Genomic DNA, 13,864 nt, shown 5'->3' with positions numbered 1-13,864 from the left:
TCGCCGAGATCGTATTCGCACAGGATCAGGTCGTAGGACTTGTTCTTGAGGGGGCGGATGGCGGTGCCGGAACTGACGGCATGGTCGATCTTGGTGATGCCGCACAGGTTGAGCATGTTGTGGAGACTGGCGCGCATGCCGGAGTGCGGCTCGACGATCAATGCGGTCAGACTACGAAGCGAACTCATGTATTCCCAATCCGTGCAACGCCAATATTTGCGCGGGTTTCCCCGCCCCGAGGGTGCCAAAATACCACTCCCCGGGCGAAAAGCAAACCCGTCCGGGCCGGTTTCACTCGCCGGGTGTCCGCATCCGGACGGCGGCGGCGACGGCCAGCGCACAGAACAGGGCGACCAGCAGGAAGGTTTCGTTGAACGCCCTCACGCTCGCCTCCTGCGACGCGCCGCCCTGGTACACCGCAAGCCGCCATTCGAGCACGATGCCGACCACGCTGACGCCGATGGCGCCGCCGAGCTGCCGCAGGAAATTGATGATGCTCGCCCCCTGGGCGATCAGGCCGGTCTCGACGCCGCGCATCGCTCCCAGGCTCAGGGAGGGCAGGACGAAGCCGAGGCCGATGCGGCCGATGATGGCCCAGGCCATGAGCGTGAAATAGCCGGTGGCGGACGAGCCGATGGCCATCAAGCCGAACGAGAGCGCCAGCAGGACGAGCCCGATCGACACCAGCAGGTTGGGCGGAAAACGGTCGGCCAGCCTGCCGGCGATGATGATCGTGAAGGCCAGCACCACCCCCGCGGGCAGCAGGATCAGGCCGGCCTGCGAGGGCGCGTAATGCAGCGCCATCTGCATGTAAACCGGCAGCAGGTAAGTCGAACCGAACAGCCCCGCGCCGTAAATGAATGCGACGAGTGCGCCCGCCGCAAACTGCGGATAGCGGAACAGGCCCATGTTCATCAGGCCGTTCTCGGTGCGCAGTTGATACATGACGAAGCCGGCCGTCGCCGCCAGCCCGATGCCGATCATCGGGACTGATTGCAGGAATCCATCGTGCAGGTGGACGAGGCCGTTGAGCAGCCCGATGGTGCCGACGGAGGCGAGCAGCAAGCCCTTCCAGTCGAGCGCGCTGGCCTCTCCCATCAGGCGCGAATTCACCGCAAGCAGGCGCCGGATCATGAACAGCACGACCACGCAGAACGGCACAACGACAAAGAAGATCGAGCGCCAGCCGAACAGTTCGACGAGGAAGCCGCCCACACTTGGACCGATCGCCGGCGCCAGCACGACGCCGAAGCCGAAAATGCCCATCGCCCTGCCCTGCTCGTGCTTGTCGAAGGCGCGCAGCACGACGATGGACGGAATGGGCTGCAGGATGCCGGCCGCCAGCCCCTCGACCACGCGCATGGACAAGAGCATCGGATAGTTGACGCTGAAGCCGCCGACAATACCGCCGATCAGCAGGAGCAGGATCGCGCCCGCATAGGTGCGGCGCAGGCCGTAACGCAACAGGAACCACGGCGTGGTCAGCATCGATAGCGTCATGGCCAGCATGAAGCCGGCGGATACCCATTGCGCCCGCTCCTGCCCGAGGACGAAATGCCGGCTCAGGTCCGGCACGGCGACGTTGACGATGGTGGAAGACATGATCGACGCCATCGAGCCGATCATGACGGTGAGCAGCACCAGCCACCGGTAGCGGCTGCCGTAGCGCTGGCTGAGCTGTTCGAAGGTGGGCTGCATCCGGGACGGTAAGCGGGAAGAGCCGTCAGTATAGAAGCTTGCGCCCGCGTCCGCCTGAGCTTGCTCAGCAGTTGGGGCAGGTGAGGCTGACGATTTCCGCAATCAGGAAGATCACGGCGGACCAGACAAGCGTGGAGCCGAACGGCAGGCAAAAGACGACGCCGCGCAATTTGAACAGCACGTCGCCGGGCATGCGGCCGACGCGCAGGCGGTCAAACCACGGCAGCAGCGGGTAAAAGATGAACAATCCGAGGAAAACGACAACAACCCAGCGGATCATGGCGGCTCCTATAGCAACTTGCCGATGCCGACCGCGATCATCGACAAGACCACGGTCGAGGCAAACGGCAAAAACACCTGGCGGCCGAAAAGCTTGAAGCGGACGTCGCCCGGCAGGCGCCCGATGCCGAGCTTTTCCAGCCAGGGCATCGCCGCCGAAAACACGATCAGCGCGAGAAATATGGTCAGGACCCAACGTAGCATGCTGTCTCGCGTCTGTAAGGGAAGATGGGCAAGCGTATCATAGGCGATGGCTGCGGTCGTTGCGGGCAAACTTGCCGGGCAGTGCGGCATTCCTGCCCACCACCAGCACCTTGAACAGCTCGCCCATCTCGGCCGGCGAGACCAGCTTCTGCACCGCGTTTGCCTGCTTCAGGTAGCGCAGCTGTTCTTCCGGCGAGGTGCGCAGCAGCAGGTCGCCGATGCCCGCGTCGAGCAGGAAGGCGGCTTGCGTGGTGTAGCCGAGCAATTCGAGGCCGCCGTCGATGGCGGCGCGCGCCATGGCGGTGAAGTCGACATGAGCAGTCACGTCCTGCAGCCCCGGCAGGTAGAAAGGATCGGGGTGCGCGTGGTGGCGGTAATGGCACATCAGCGTGCCCTGGCTGCGCTGGTCGAGGTAGTACTCGCGCGCAGGAAAACCGTAGTCGATCAGGATCGCCGCGCCGGCGCCCCCGGCGGCGATCATGGCGGCGAGCGAATGCATGAAGCCGGCGGCGACCGGATGCACCTCCGTCAGATAGCCTTCGGGGAGTTCCTCGGCGTCCGGGATCTGCGCCGTGAGCGCGGCGTCGCATGGGCGGTCGGCGAAGACAAAGCGGCCGTCCGACAGGCAGACGCCCCGCTCCATCCAGCCCTGCGCCGTCTTGACGACAAGGTGCACCGGCATGGCATCGAGCACTTCATTGCCGACGACCACGCCGGAAAACGACCCCGGCATGCGATCGAGCCAGGAAACCTGCGGGAAATCCCGCAAGGTCTCCTCCTGGCGTGCGCGCAGTTCGCCCGACAGGTCGACAATCTGGTAACTGTCGACCGTGATGCCGGCGGATTTCAACTCGGAAAGGATGTCGAAGGCCAGTTTTCCCGTCCCTGCCCCGAATTCCAGGATGCGCGGTGCGCTCTGCGCCATCAGGCCGGCCGCAACCTGGGCCAGGGCGGCGCCGAAAAGCGGCGTAATCTCGGGCGCGGTTGTAAAATCACCGTCTTTACCGAGTTTTGCCGCCCCGCCACTGTAATAGCCCAGCCCGGGCGCATATAGCACCTGCTCCATGTAACGGGCAAACGGAATCCATCCCGAGCGGGCGTCGATGTCGCTGGCGATGAGATCGTGGAGGGCGCGCGACGCGCTCTGCGCGTCCAGAGAGGGTTCAGGCAGGTGAAGTTGCATGCTCGGTATTGTATTGAAATCGGCCCTGCGCTTGTGAACAAATCCGGACCGCAGGAAGCCCGCCCGTGAATGGAATGACAACATCCATCGGAACCGGAACATCTCTATGACCACTGGAAACAGCAAAGTTGCACTCGTCACCGGCGCCGCGAAGCGGCTCGGGCGCGGCATCGCGCTCGCCCTCGCGCAGCGCGGCTGGGACGTGGCGGTGCATTACGGCCGGTCGGCTGATGAAGCAATGGCCACGGTGCGCGAGATCGAGCAGCTCGGCCGCCGCGCCGCCGCCCTGCAATGCGACCTGGCCGACGAGCAGGCGGTGAACGGCTTGCTGGGCCGGGCGGCGGAAGCGCTTGGCCGCGTCACCTGCGTCGTGAACAACGCCTCGCTGTTCGAGAGCGATAGCGCCGCCGATTTCCGCTTTGCCAACCTGGACCGGCACATGCATGCCAACCTCGGCGCGCCGCTCGTCCTGGCGCGCGCGCTGCACGCCGCGACGCCTGAAGGCGCGCAGTCGGTGGTCGTCAACCTGCTCGACCAAAAGCTGTTCAACCTGAATCCCGATTTCCTTTCCTACACACTGTCGAAGGCCGGCCTGCACACAGCGACCACAGTGCTGGCGCAAGCGCTGGCGCCGAAGGTGCGCGTGGTCGGCGTCGCCCCCGGCCTGACGCTGGTCTCCGGCGACCAGACCGAGGAAGGTTTCGCCAAGGCGTACAAGATGACTCCGCTGGGCCGTTCCAGCACCCCGGAGGATGTCGCCAGCGCTGTCTGTTTTGCCGCCGAAAATCAGTCGATGACCGGCACCACCTTGCTGGTCGACGGCGGCCAGCATTTGATCCCCCTGCAACGCGACGTGATGTTCGTTGCAACTTAAACCTGAAATCATGCTTTCCTCCCTTTCGCACCCCGCCCTTGCCGACTGCCGGCGCCTGTTCCTCCGCAACTACGAGGTGATGATCAACATCGGCGTCCACGAATTCGAAAAGAAGGGTGAACAGCGCGTGCTGGTCAATGTCGATCTCTTCATCCCGCTGTCGGAATCGACGCCGAAGGAAGACCACCTGGTCGAAGTCGTGGACTACGACTTCATGCGCGACACCATCGCCCGGCGCATGGCCCAGGGCCACATCCACTTGCAGGAAACCCTGTGCGACGACGTGGCGCGCGCAATGCTGTCGCATCCCAAGGTGCGCGCGGTGCGGGTGTCGACCGAAAAGCCGGACGTCTATCCGGATTGCGATGCCGTGGGCGTGGAAGTGATCCACATCAAGCAGTGAAGATGAGAAGCGAAATGAACGAAGTCCTGCACAACGACACTGCCGCCGGCGCGAAGAAGGCGGAAAAGATCGCCTACGAGAACAACAAGCTGCACAAGCGCCTGTGCCGCCTGGTCGGCCAGGCCATCGGCGATTTCAACATGATCGAGGATGGCGACAAGGTGATGGTCTGCCTGTCGGGCGGGAAGGACAGCTATGGCCTGCTCGACATTCTGCTGACGCTGCGCGAACGGGCGCCCATCCATTTCGACATCGTCGCGGTCAACCTCGACCAGAAGCAGCCGGGCTTTCCGGAGCATGTGCTGCCGGAGTACCTGACGAAGATCGGTGTGCCCTTCCATATCGAAAACCAGGACACTTACAGCATCGTCAAGCGCGTCATCCCCGAGGGCAAGACCACCTGCTCGCTGTGCTCGCGCCTGCGCCGCGGCATTCTGTACCGCGTCGCCGACGAGCTCGGCGCGACCAAGATCGCGCTCGGCCACCATCGCGACGATATCCTCGAGACCTTCTTCCTCAACATGTTCTTCGGCGCCAAGCTGAAGGGCATGCCGCCCAAGCTGCAATCGGACGACGGCAAGCACATCGTGATCCGCCCGCTGGCCTATGTGAAGGAAGCGGACATGGAACGCTTCGCGGAAGTGCGCCAGTTCCCGATCATCCCCTGCAATCTGTGCGGCAGCCAGGAAAACCTGCAGCGCAAGCAGATCAAGGCCATGTTGCGGGAATGGGAGAAGAAGCATCCGGGGCGCGTGGAGAATATCTTCTCCGCGCTATCCACCGTCGCGCCGTCGCACCTGATGGACAGCCAGCTGTTCAATTTCAAGGACTTGAAGGTCACCGGGGAAGCCGTGCCCGACGGCGACATCGCGTTCGACGAAGAGCCGTGCGCGCCGCCGTCGAACAACGTGGTGCGCTTTGCCGGGCTGGACGAGGACTGATCAGGCTTTCCCCGCCAGCGCGTGGCAATCCTCGATCCATTTCTGCAGGCGCTTGATCGCATGCGCCTTCTGTTCGGGGGTGGCCACGTTGACGATGGTGGCGATCATGCGCGCCATGCCATCGGTTGAATCGTCGAAGAACGCCTTGTTCTCGGCATACGTGAAGTTCTCGAAGCTGCGCGCGACAAACTCCCGGATCATCCGGGAGACCGTCTCCCGGGGTGGCTTCTCCGCCTGGATCTTGCGCAGCATCTGCAGCATCTCCTGCTGGCGGCGCAGGCGCTCCGCCATCCAGATCTCGTAATCCAGCGGACGAGCGTCGGACATCTTGCGGATGCTGGCCTCCTGCTCCTGGCTGAAATCGCCGAACCAGTACTCCGCCTGCTTCATGACCTTCTTGAACCGAAGCTGTTGACGATCGTCAATGTTGCCGCGCAAATACTCTTTACGATACTTGTCGTTATTGGAGGAAAACTTTTTCTCGAGATTGGCGATCTGCTGCGGCTGCAGGGACAGGGCAAGATCAGCGAGTTCGGGCGCGGCCTTGTCGAGGACGAGCGCGGCGCGCTTGCGGACGGCGTTGAAATCGGCGCGCACTTCGTCCGGGGCGGTCTGCCCGCGCTGCAGGCGCTGCTGGACCTGTTCGAGCAATTGCGCGTAGTCGGGCAACTGTGTGGTCCGGTGCCAGTCGAACAGCCGGTCGATATGCGCCTTGACCCAGGGCTTTTGCTCGTCCTCGAAGTCGACGTAACCGTTCAGCCACCAATAGACAAAGGTATCGCCGTTGGCATAGCCGAGACGCAGCGCGCTGCATCCGGCAAGCAGCATCGCCAGGAGGAAAAGCACAGCGCGTTCGAAAAAGGCCCGGTCAGGTCGCATGATAAAATTTTGCACCACTTCTTCTGATCTTCCATGAATATTGTCATTCTTGCTGCGGGCATGGGAAAGCGCATGCAATCCGCACTGCCCAAGGTACTGCATCCGCTGGCGGGCAAGCCGCTGCTCTCGCATGTGATCGACACCGCACGCACCCTTTCCCCCACCCGGCTGTGCGTGATTTACGGGCACGGCGGCGAGGCTGTTCCGGAAGCATGCAGGGCCGAAGACATCCGCTTCGCGAAGCAGGAGCCGCAACTGGGCACCGGCCACGCCGTCATGCAGGCGCTCCCCCACCTGTCCGACGATGTGCCGACGCTGGTGTTGTACGGCGATGTTCCGCTCACAACGAAGGATTCATTGCAGCAATTGTTGGACAGCGCGGGAACGGAAAAGTTGGCGATCCTCACTATCGACCTGCCCGACCCGACGGGCTACGGGCGTATCCTGCGCGAGGGCGGCAGCATCGTGGGCATCGTCGAGCAGAAAGATGCCAGCGAACAGCAGCGCGCAATCCGCGAAATCAACACCGGCATCATGGTCGCGCCGACTGCCAGGCTGAAGAAATGGCTGGCTACTCTGTCCAACAACAATGCGCAGAAAGAGTATTACCTGACCGATATCGTGGCGCGTGCCGTGGCCGACGGCGTGCCCGTCGTTTCGGCGCAGCCTGCCGCCGAGTGGGAAACACTCGGCGTCAACAGCAAGGTGCAACTGGCGGAGCTGGAGCGTATCCATCAGCGCAACATCGCCAACGCCTTGCTCGAGCAGGGCGTGACCTTGGCCGACCCGGGCCGCCTCGATGTGCGCGGCTCGCTCGTGTGCGGCCGGGATGTCAGCATCGATGTCAACTGCGTATTCGAAGGGCGGGTGGAACTGGAAGACGGCGTAAGTATCGGCGCGCACAGCGTGATCCGCAATGCGCGCATCGCAAAAGGCGCCAGCATCAAGCCCTTCTGCCATATTGAAGATGCGGTCGTCGGCCCCGCCTCGATCATCGGCCCGTACGCACGCCTGCGCCCGGGCACCGAACTCGGTGAGGACGTCCATGTCGGCAACTTCGTCGAAGTGAAGAACAGCCGGATCGCCGCGCACAGCAAGGCCAACCATCTCGCCTATGTGGGCGATGCGGATGTCGGTTCCCGCGTCAATATTGGCGCCGGCACCATCACCTGCAATTACGACGGCGCCAACAAGTTCCGCACGGTGATCGAGGACGATGCCTTCATCGGCAGCGACACTCAGCTCGTCGCGCCGGTCCGTGTCGGCAAGGGTGCGACGCTGGGCGCGGGCACCACGCTGACCAAGGATGCGCCGGAAGGCAAGCTGACCGTCTCGCGGGCAAGGCAGGTGACGATCGAAAACTGGAAGCGGCCGGTCAAGGTCAAGAAGTAATTCAGACGGCGATGCGCGTCTCGAACTTGCTGCGGTGGATGGAGAAGAAGCTGCGCACGTTCCGCACATTGGCGTGCGACGCAAACAGCCGGTGCGCCAGCGCGTGGTACGCCGGCATGTCGGCCACCTGCACGATCAGTACAAAGTCCGGACCGGGCGACACACGGTAGCACTGCAGCACGGCGGGCTCGGCGGCAACCAGCACCTCGAATTCCTGCATCTTCTCGGCCGCCTGGTGGTCGAGGGTGATTTCGACGATAGCCGTCAGCGCGGCCCCGATCTTGTCGGGCGCGACAATGGCGACCTGGCGCGCGATGATGCCGGCATCGGTGAGCCGCTTCACCCGGCGCAGGCAAGTGGGCGGTGAAGCGTGAACGAGGGCGGCGAGCTCGTTGTTGGTCCGGGATGCGTCTTCCTGGAGTGCATTCAGGATGCGCCGGTCGAGGTCGTCCAGTGCCGTATCCGCGGTTTCCATCTAATAATTCCTTAAACATGAAGGTTATGTGAAATTATATTTCACAGTCGCCATACGCCGAATTATTTATTCAAATCATCTGCAATTTCGCAAACTTTTTTCACAATCGATCTTCTACGATACAGGCGTCAATAACTCATCGTAGGGAGGCCCCATGTGTGGCATCGTCGGCGCCGTCGCGCAGCGCAACATCACCCCCATCCTGCTCGAAGGCCTGAAGCGCCTGGAATACCGCGGCTATGACTCCTGCGGCGTCGCCCTGCATGTCGACGGCATCCTGCAGCGTTCGCGCAGCACTTCGCGCGTGGCCGATCTCGAAGCACAGGTGGAAAAGGCCTCCCTGGCCGGTTTCACCGGCATCGCCCATACCCGCTGGGCGACCCACGGCGCCCCGGCCTCGCACAACGCCCACCCGCATTTCTCGCGCGAGCGCATCGCGCTCGTACACAACGGCATCATCGAAAACCACGACGAACTGCGCGCCGAACTGAGCAGCGCCGGCTACGTTTTCGAAAGCCAGACCGACACCGAGGTCATCGCCCACCTGATCGACCACATGTACACCGGCGACCTGTTCGAGACCGTGCAGCAAGCCGTCAAGCGCCTGCACGGCGCCTACGCGATCGCTGTGTTCTGCCGCGATGAACCGCACCGCGTGGTCGGTGCCCGCCAAGGCTCGCCGCTGATCGTGGGCGTGGGCAAGGGTGAAAACTTCCTCGCCTCCGACGCGATGGCGCTGGCCGGCACCACCGACCAGATCATCTACCTCGAAGAAGGCGACGTGGTCGACCTGCAGCTGCAGCGCTACTGGATCACCGATGCCAACGGCAAACCGGCCGAGCGCGAAGTGCGCACGGTGCACGCGCACACCGGCGCCGCCGAACTCGGCCCCTACCGCCACTACATGCAAAAGGAAATCTTCGAGCAGCCGCGCGCCATCGGCGACACCCTGGAAGGCGTGTCCGCCATCATGCCCGAACTGTTCGGCGACAAGGCCTACAACGTCTTCAAGAAGATCGACTCGGTACTGATCCTCGCCTGCGGTACCAGCTTCTACGCCGGCGTCACCGCCAAGTACTGGATCGAATCGATCGCAAAGCTGCCGGTGAATGTGGAGATTGCCAGCGAATACCGCTACCGCGACAGCGTGCCGAACCCGAACGCATTGGTCGTGACGATCTCGCAAAGCGGCGAGACCGCCGACACGCTGGCCGCGCTCAAGCACGCCCGCGCGCAAGACATGGTGAACACCCTCACCATCTGCAACGTCGCCACCAGTGCCATGGTGCGCGAATGCATGCTGGCCTACATCACTCGCGCCGGCGTGGAAGTCGGCGTGGCATCGACCAAGGCCTTCACCACCCAGCTCGTCGCCCTCTTCCTGCTCGCGCTGACGCTGGCGCAAGCGCGCGGCCGCCTGACCGACGAACAGGAAGCCGCCCACCTCAAGGCGCTGCGCCACCTCCCCGTCTCCATCGGAGCGGTGCTTGCGCTGGAACCGCAGATCATCGCCTGGGCGGAAGAATTCGCGCGCAAGGAAAACGCCCTCTTCCTCGGACGCGGCCTGCACTACCCGATCGCCCTCGAAGGCGCGCTGAAGCTCAAGGAGATTTCCTACATCCACGCCGAAGCCTACCCGGCCGGCGAACTCAAGCACGGCCCGCTGGCACTGGTGACGAACGAAATGCCGGTGGTGACGGTGGCGCCGAACGACACCCTGATCGAAAAGCTGAAGTCGAACATGCAGGAAGTGCGCGCACGGGGCGGCCAGTTGTATGTGTTCGCGGACGCCGACTCGCGCATTACCTCGAGCGACGGCGTGCACGTGATCCGCATGCCGGAACACTATGGCCAGCTGTCGCCGATCCTGCACGTTGTGCCGTTGCAGCTGCTGGCATATCACACCGCGCTGGCACGCGGCACGGATGTCGACAAGCCGCGTAATTTGGCGAAGTCGGTGACCGTCGAGTAATCGGCGCGTCATAAAGAAACGCCGCTGCCGGGTTCACCGGTCAGCGGCGTTTTCAATTGGAAGGAGACTTCTTCCAATATCGGGTTACTTCAAGTTCAGCGCCCCCTTACGCGCTGAGTATCCGTCTACTTCATCGTTCCCGTCGGCTGCGGCCGCAGCGCGGTTGGATAGCCATCGGCGTCCGGCGCCTTGGAATGATCGCCGAAGTACAAATCCTTACCGACGAACGCAAGCAGATCCTTGCTAGTTGTTTGCGCCACATATTTGGCGTTGTAGCGGACGCCGTTCACGGTAATTGCCGTGCCGGCGGAAATACCCGGAAGCTTAACGCCTTCGCTACTGGAGACCTTGTCGGCCGCCATGCCGTTCACGGTGGTGCCGCCGTCGACGTTCAACCATGTGTTCGCTCCAGATACCGTCAGTGTCGCACGCGGTGCACCACTGCAGTCGGCCGTGTCATAGACGTCATGCTTGAATTGAAACAACGCCTTGGTCGCGTTGGATTTTGACTGTGAAGTCAAGGTCAATCTCTCGTTAAGAACAGCCCCGGTGTCAGGATTCGTTATCCAAGCGTTCGGGCTGCAGGCGAGAACGATTGTGCCCAGGTATTTGTCGATGGGATCGCTCGGGGTCGTGTTAGTCGCGGCAGCCGACGTACCGGCCGCCGTGGCGTCGCTTCCGACGTCGGCGTCGCCCCCGCCTCCGCAGCCGTTCAGCAGCGCCCCTAACGCGGATATCGCGATAACGGTCTTTATTTTTTTCATTTACCTTCCTTCTAAAATAGTGCGCCTGGTCAGAGTTCGGTCGACACCGCGACAGGCGCTTCGCAGCATGGACTCCGCCGGGTATTAGATCGCTGGGCAGTACCGGGGGGCAAACATAATTGCTAAATAATTAATATTTAGGCGGATATGAATGATGGGAGGGGGAGGATCGGGACCGATCCCTGGAGACCTTAACTTTGTATACGGACCACGCTACTGCTGCACATCCATTGACTCCTCCGCCGAAGCGGAAAACAGATCCCACACCGCGATGAACAGCGCCGCGATCACCGGCCCGATGACAAAGCCATTGATGCCGAACAGCGCCATGCCGCCGAGCGTAGAGATCAGCACGACGTAGTCGGGCATTTACGTGTACTTCCCGACCAGTATCGGGCGCAGCACGTTGTCGACGAGCCCGATCACGAGGATGCCGAAGACGATCAAGGTCACGCCCTGCCAGATCGCGCCCGTTAGCAGGAAATAGATCGTCGCCCGCTTTGGCCGCTTCGTCGGCCTGAACTCGGAGTTCCTTGGCCTTGCCGTCGGCATAGCTCGCCACCGCCTTCGGCGCTCCCCGCGTGAAGGCCTGCGTGATCGCCGCCGTCGTATCCTCGCTTGTCGAGACGCCGATGCCGGCCTTGATCATGGTTGTCTGGTTGCCGCTGCCCCGCCCTATGCCCGCGTCGATGCCCTCGGTTTTGGTGGCTTCGGTGACGACGCAAATCCCCGCGCTCTTGGCGTCGTAGCTGGCGCTGTCGACGATGTCGGTCAGCGTTACCTCGCCCTTGCCGTCGAAACTGTTTTTTCCTTCGGCGATCGCCTTGTCACTGCTGGCGATCCCCCTTCAGGTCAAGGGTTCGATTCGCACAGATTCGATCAAATGGCGAAATGCTGTCTGAAACCGGACATGCGCGTCGGGAAATTCGAGCGATCTACGATTGGCACCCAACCTAAATAAGAAGGAATAGCCCGTTTTCTCTATAGGCAAAATCCAAAATTGAAATGGCCCACTTGATGCGCCGTCCTTGCTTTGGGGTTCAAGTTCAAATTCCACGACAGTCCATTCGTTGTCGCCTATTTTCTGTCTGAATACTCGGCTTGACGAACTGCCATTTCTCAACCAGTGTACGAATTCGTCAGGTGTCCATTTACGAAGCAGCATTGACAGGCTATGTTGCGAGGAATACCAGGATTGATGGCACATCGTCTGCAATCCCACCTCGATCTCTTCTTCACCTATTTTTTGCCGCACGCCGTTGACTTCACCATAGACAGGATTTTTCGCCTTGACGCTACGAACATAGCGGTCAAAGTCAAATGGTTTTTCAGGTTTCGAGCTAGATTGCCATGTTTTCCCATTCTTCTCATATATGTCAGAAACATTCCATACCTCGCCCTGTGAGCCTCCATTAACGCCCATGGTTGGAAGCATTGCGTATCTACATGCTCCAGCCCCACGTGGCCACTGATGAGTAATTAGATATTCATCTAGGAACTTATATCGGAAAGTGTCATACGCATCATTCAACGGCAAATCGAGCGCACCGGGGCGCAAATAACGATCATCATTGCGCTTGATTGCTGTTTCGACTCCGCATCCGACTAGCAAAAAGGAAACCATCAAATAAGCAACAATTACTTTCATCGTGTGCCTCCTTCTTGTGGCGGACGGTCACCGGAATTACCAACCTGCTTACCACCTACGTACCGAATTAATGTCGCATTCCCTCCCGGAGTGCCTTGTGGTCCACCGGGCACTGGCGTTTCCACCTGCGTGCAACCGTTGCCGCCTGTGCCGTAACAACTATGCATGCTGTTGGTAGTAGAGAACACCTTCCATAAATCTTTTAGCGTCCAAACACCCGGATTTCCCCCTGAGAGGTTCGATACCGACACTGGATCATTGCTGAAATAGCTGTAAGTAATGGATGCCTTTTTCGTTGGATCACCAATAATTTTTGCAGCCGCCTCCGTATAGCTCATTGCATCTGCCGCACCGCCAACCCCACGAACCGTGAGATTCGGGTTCGTATAGGTCTTTCCAGTTTCATCCGGACGGTTCGCCAGGATAGTGAACGCGCTTTCCTGCACCAAGGTGCCCCGGCTGTGCCCCAGTGAATGGGTCACCAAATCACCTCGACTTGCCGTCGCGCTGGCGTAAGTCTCCACCGCATTGGTATAGCCGAGAAAGTTGGCCAATTCGTAGCCCATTGAATTGGTCACCTTCTCGTAAGCGACACCCATCAATTCCGATATAGCGTTACTCGCCGGCTTCACATGCACCAGATAAATGGTTGTAGGTTTGAGATCTCTTTGTCCTGTAACAGGATTCAGCGAAGTCTCTGCGTTTTGGTATGCCAACTCCATTGCCCGCTTCTCGTCATTCAAGATGCCATTGACCGCCAATACCATGTCGGGGTTCGCGTTCTCAGCCACTTCTTTAAGCGTAGCCGGTTTGCGTAAAAGTTTGGTCGGATCGGCTACGCAGTTTTCACCTGCGGGACACTCGGCTTTGAAGAACTGCCGGATCTCCTTAAAACGCGAACGATACGCTTCATCGGAAAATGTCGTCAGGATCTTGAACGTTTCCTGCTTGATCGCCTGCGCCGCTTCCGCCGATTTCTTCATCGCTTCCGCGTCCTGCTTGGTCGCGACCGCATTGGCATTGGCCGTGTCACGGTTCAGGCTTGCGACCGTTTCCTCGGCACTCTTGCCGGCCTTGACCTGGCTGGTTACCGCGCCTTCCTGGTGGGCGACGGCGGTGTCGGCCGCGTTCTTTTTCCTGGTCAGGATATCA

The 13,864-nt window shown here is 61.0% G+C and carries 14 protein-coding genes and 2 pseudogenes; 5 read left to right on the top strand and 11 right to left on the bottom strand.

What is annotated here, in order from left to right:
- From VFF99_RS13540 to VFF99_RS13520, 5 genes and pseudogenes are all read right to left on the bottom strand, one after another.
- A pseudogene (locus tag VFF99_RS13540) lies at positions 1 to 188 on the bottom strand (response regulator); the annotation flags it as partial.
- Between the two features lie 103 nt (positions 189 to 291).
- Positions 292 to 1,698 carry a DHA2 family efflux MFS transporter permease subunit gene (locus VFF99_RS13535; protein ID WP_325018719.1) on the bottom strand — a complete coding sequence of 469 codons (1,407 nt, stop codon included), beginning with the start codon at positions 1,696 to 1,698 and terminating at the stop codon, positions 292 to 294.
- 64 nt (positions 1,699 to 1,762) lie between these two features.
- Positions 1,763 to 1,978 (bottom strand): DUF2905 domain-containing protein, encoded by a 216-nt coding sequence (locus VFF99_RS13530; RefSeq protein ID WP_325018717.1) that lies wholly within the window; start codon positions 1,976 to 1,978, stop codon positions 1,763 to 1,765.
- A gap of 8 nt (positions 1,979 to 1,986) precedes the next feature.
- Entirely contained in the window at positions 1,987 to 2,181 is a 195-nt protein-coding gene (locus VFF99_RS13525) for a DUF2905 domain-containing protein (RefSeq protein ID WP_325018715.1), read from the bottom strand.
- A gap of 37 nt (positions 2,182 to 2,218) precedes the next feature.
- Positions 2,219 to 3,364, bottom strand: a complete 1,146-nt coding sequence (locus tag VFF99_RS13520; protein WP_325018713.1) for a class I SAM-dependent methyltransferase — start codon at positions 3,362 to 3,364, stop codon at positions 2,219 to 2,221.
- Positions 3,365 to 3,470: 106 nt separating this feature from the next.
- On the opposite strand from VFF99_RS13520, the gene VFF99_RS13515 reads away from it, so the two are divergent.
- The 3 genes from VFF99_RS13515 to ttcA are packed head-to-tail and all read left to right on the top strand — an operon-like array spanning position 3,471 to position 5,582.
- Positions 3,471 to 4,238 (top strand): SDR family oxidoreductase, encoded by a 768-nt coding sequence (locus tag VFF99_RS13515; protein ID WP_325018712.1) that lies wholly within the window; start codon positions 3,471 to 3,473, stop codon positions 4,236 to 4,238.
- A gap of 10 nt (positions 4,239 to 4,248) precedes the next feature.
- Entirely contained in the window at positions 4,249 to 4,641 is a 393-nt protein-coding gene (locus VFF99_RS13510) for a dihydroneopterin aldolase (RefSeq protein ID WP_325018711.1), read from the top strand.
- A gap of 14 nt (positions 4,642 to 4,655) precedes the next feature.
- Complete coding sequence (gene ttcA / locus VFF99_RS13505; RefSeq protein WP_325018709.1) at positions 4,656 to 5,582, top strand: tRNA 2-thiocytidine(32) synthetase TtcA; 927 nt, start codon at positions 4,656 to 4,658, stop codon at positions 5,580 to 5,582.
- Here the strand turns inward: ttcA and VFF99_RS13500 are convergent, their stop codons facing one another.
- Positions 5,583 to 6,461, bottom strand: a complete 879-nt coding sequence (locus tag VFF99_RS13500; protein ID WP_325018707.1) for a DUF6279 family lipoprotein — start codon at positions 6,459 to 6,461, stop codon at positions 5,583 to 5,585.
- Between the two features lie 33 nt (positions 6,462 to 6,494).
- On the opposite strand from VFF99_RS13500, the gene glmU reads away from it, so the two are divergent.
- Positions 6,495 to 7,853: a bifunctional UDP-N-acetylglucosamine diphosphorylase/glucosamine-1-phosphate N-acetyltransferase GlmU gene (gene glmU / locus VFF99_RS13495; RefSeq protein WP_325018705.1), complete on the top strand. Its 1,359-nt coding sequence runs from the start codon at positions 6,495 to 6,497 to the stop codon at positions 7,851 to 7,853.
- A gap of 1 nt (position 7,854) precedes the next feature.
- On the opposite strand, the gene VFF99_RS13490 is transcribed toward glmU, so the two are convergent.
- On the bottom strand, positions 7,855 to 8,328 hold the full coding sequence (locus tag VFF99_RS13490) for an Lrp/AsnC family transcriptional regulator (protein WP_325018704.1): 474 nt from the start codon (positions 8,326 to 8,328) through the stop codon (positions 7,855 to 7,857).
- A gap of 154 nt (positions 8,329 to 8,482) precedes the next feature.
- On the opposite strand from VFF99_RS13490, the gene glmS reads away from it, so the two are divergent.
- Positions 8,483 to 10,300, top strand: coding sequence for a glutamine--fructose-6-phosphate transaminase (isomerizing) (gene glmS / locus VFF99_RS13485; RefSeq protein ID WP_325018702.1), 1,818 nt, complete (start codon positions 8,483 to 8,485; stop codon positions 10,298 to 10,300).
- 125 nt (positions 10,301 to 10,425) lie between these two features.
- Here the strand turns inward: glmS and VFF99_RS13480 are convergent, their stop codons facing one another.
- From VFF99_RS13480 to VFF99_RS13465, 4 genes and pseudogenes are all read right to left on the bottom strand, one after another.
- Positions 10,426 to 11,064, bottom strand: coding sequence for a hypothetical protein (locus VFF99_RS13480; protein ID WP_325018699.1), 639 nt, complete (start codon positions 11,062 to 11,064; stop codon positions 10,426 to 10,428).
- A gap of 213 nt (positions 11,065 to 11,277) precedes the next feature.
- A pseudogene (locus VFF99_RS13475) lies at positions 11,278 to 11,553 on the bottom strand (AI-2E family transporter); the annotation flags it as partial.
- A 358-nt stretch (positions 11,554 to 11,911) separates the two neighbouring features.
- Positions 11,912 to 12,712 carry a hypothetical protein gene (locus VFF99_RS13470; protein WP_325018698.1) on the bottom strand — a complete coding sequence of 267 codons (801 nt, stop codon included), beginning with the start codon at positions 12,710 to 12,712 and terminating at the stop codon, positions 11,912 to 11,914.
- On the bottom strand, positions 12,709 to 13,864 hold a 1,156-nt coding region (locus VFF99_RS13465; protein WP_325018696.1), incomplete at its 5' end, for a hypothetical protein. The genes VFF99_RS13470 and VFF99_RS13465, both read right to left, overlap by 4 nt.

This window comes from Noviherbaspirillum sp., assembly GCF_035654295.1.
Taxonomy (GTDB): domain Bacteria; phylum Pseudomonadota; class Gammaproteobacteria; order Burkholderiales; family Burkholderiaceae_D; genus Noviherbaspirillum.
Note: the sequence above shows the minus strand (reverse complement) of the source record. Positions and strands in the feature narration are given on the sequence as shown.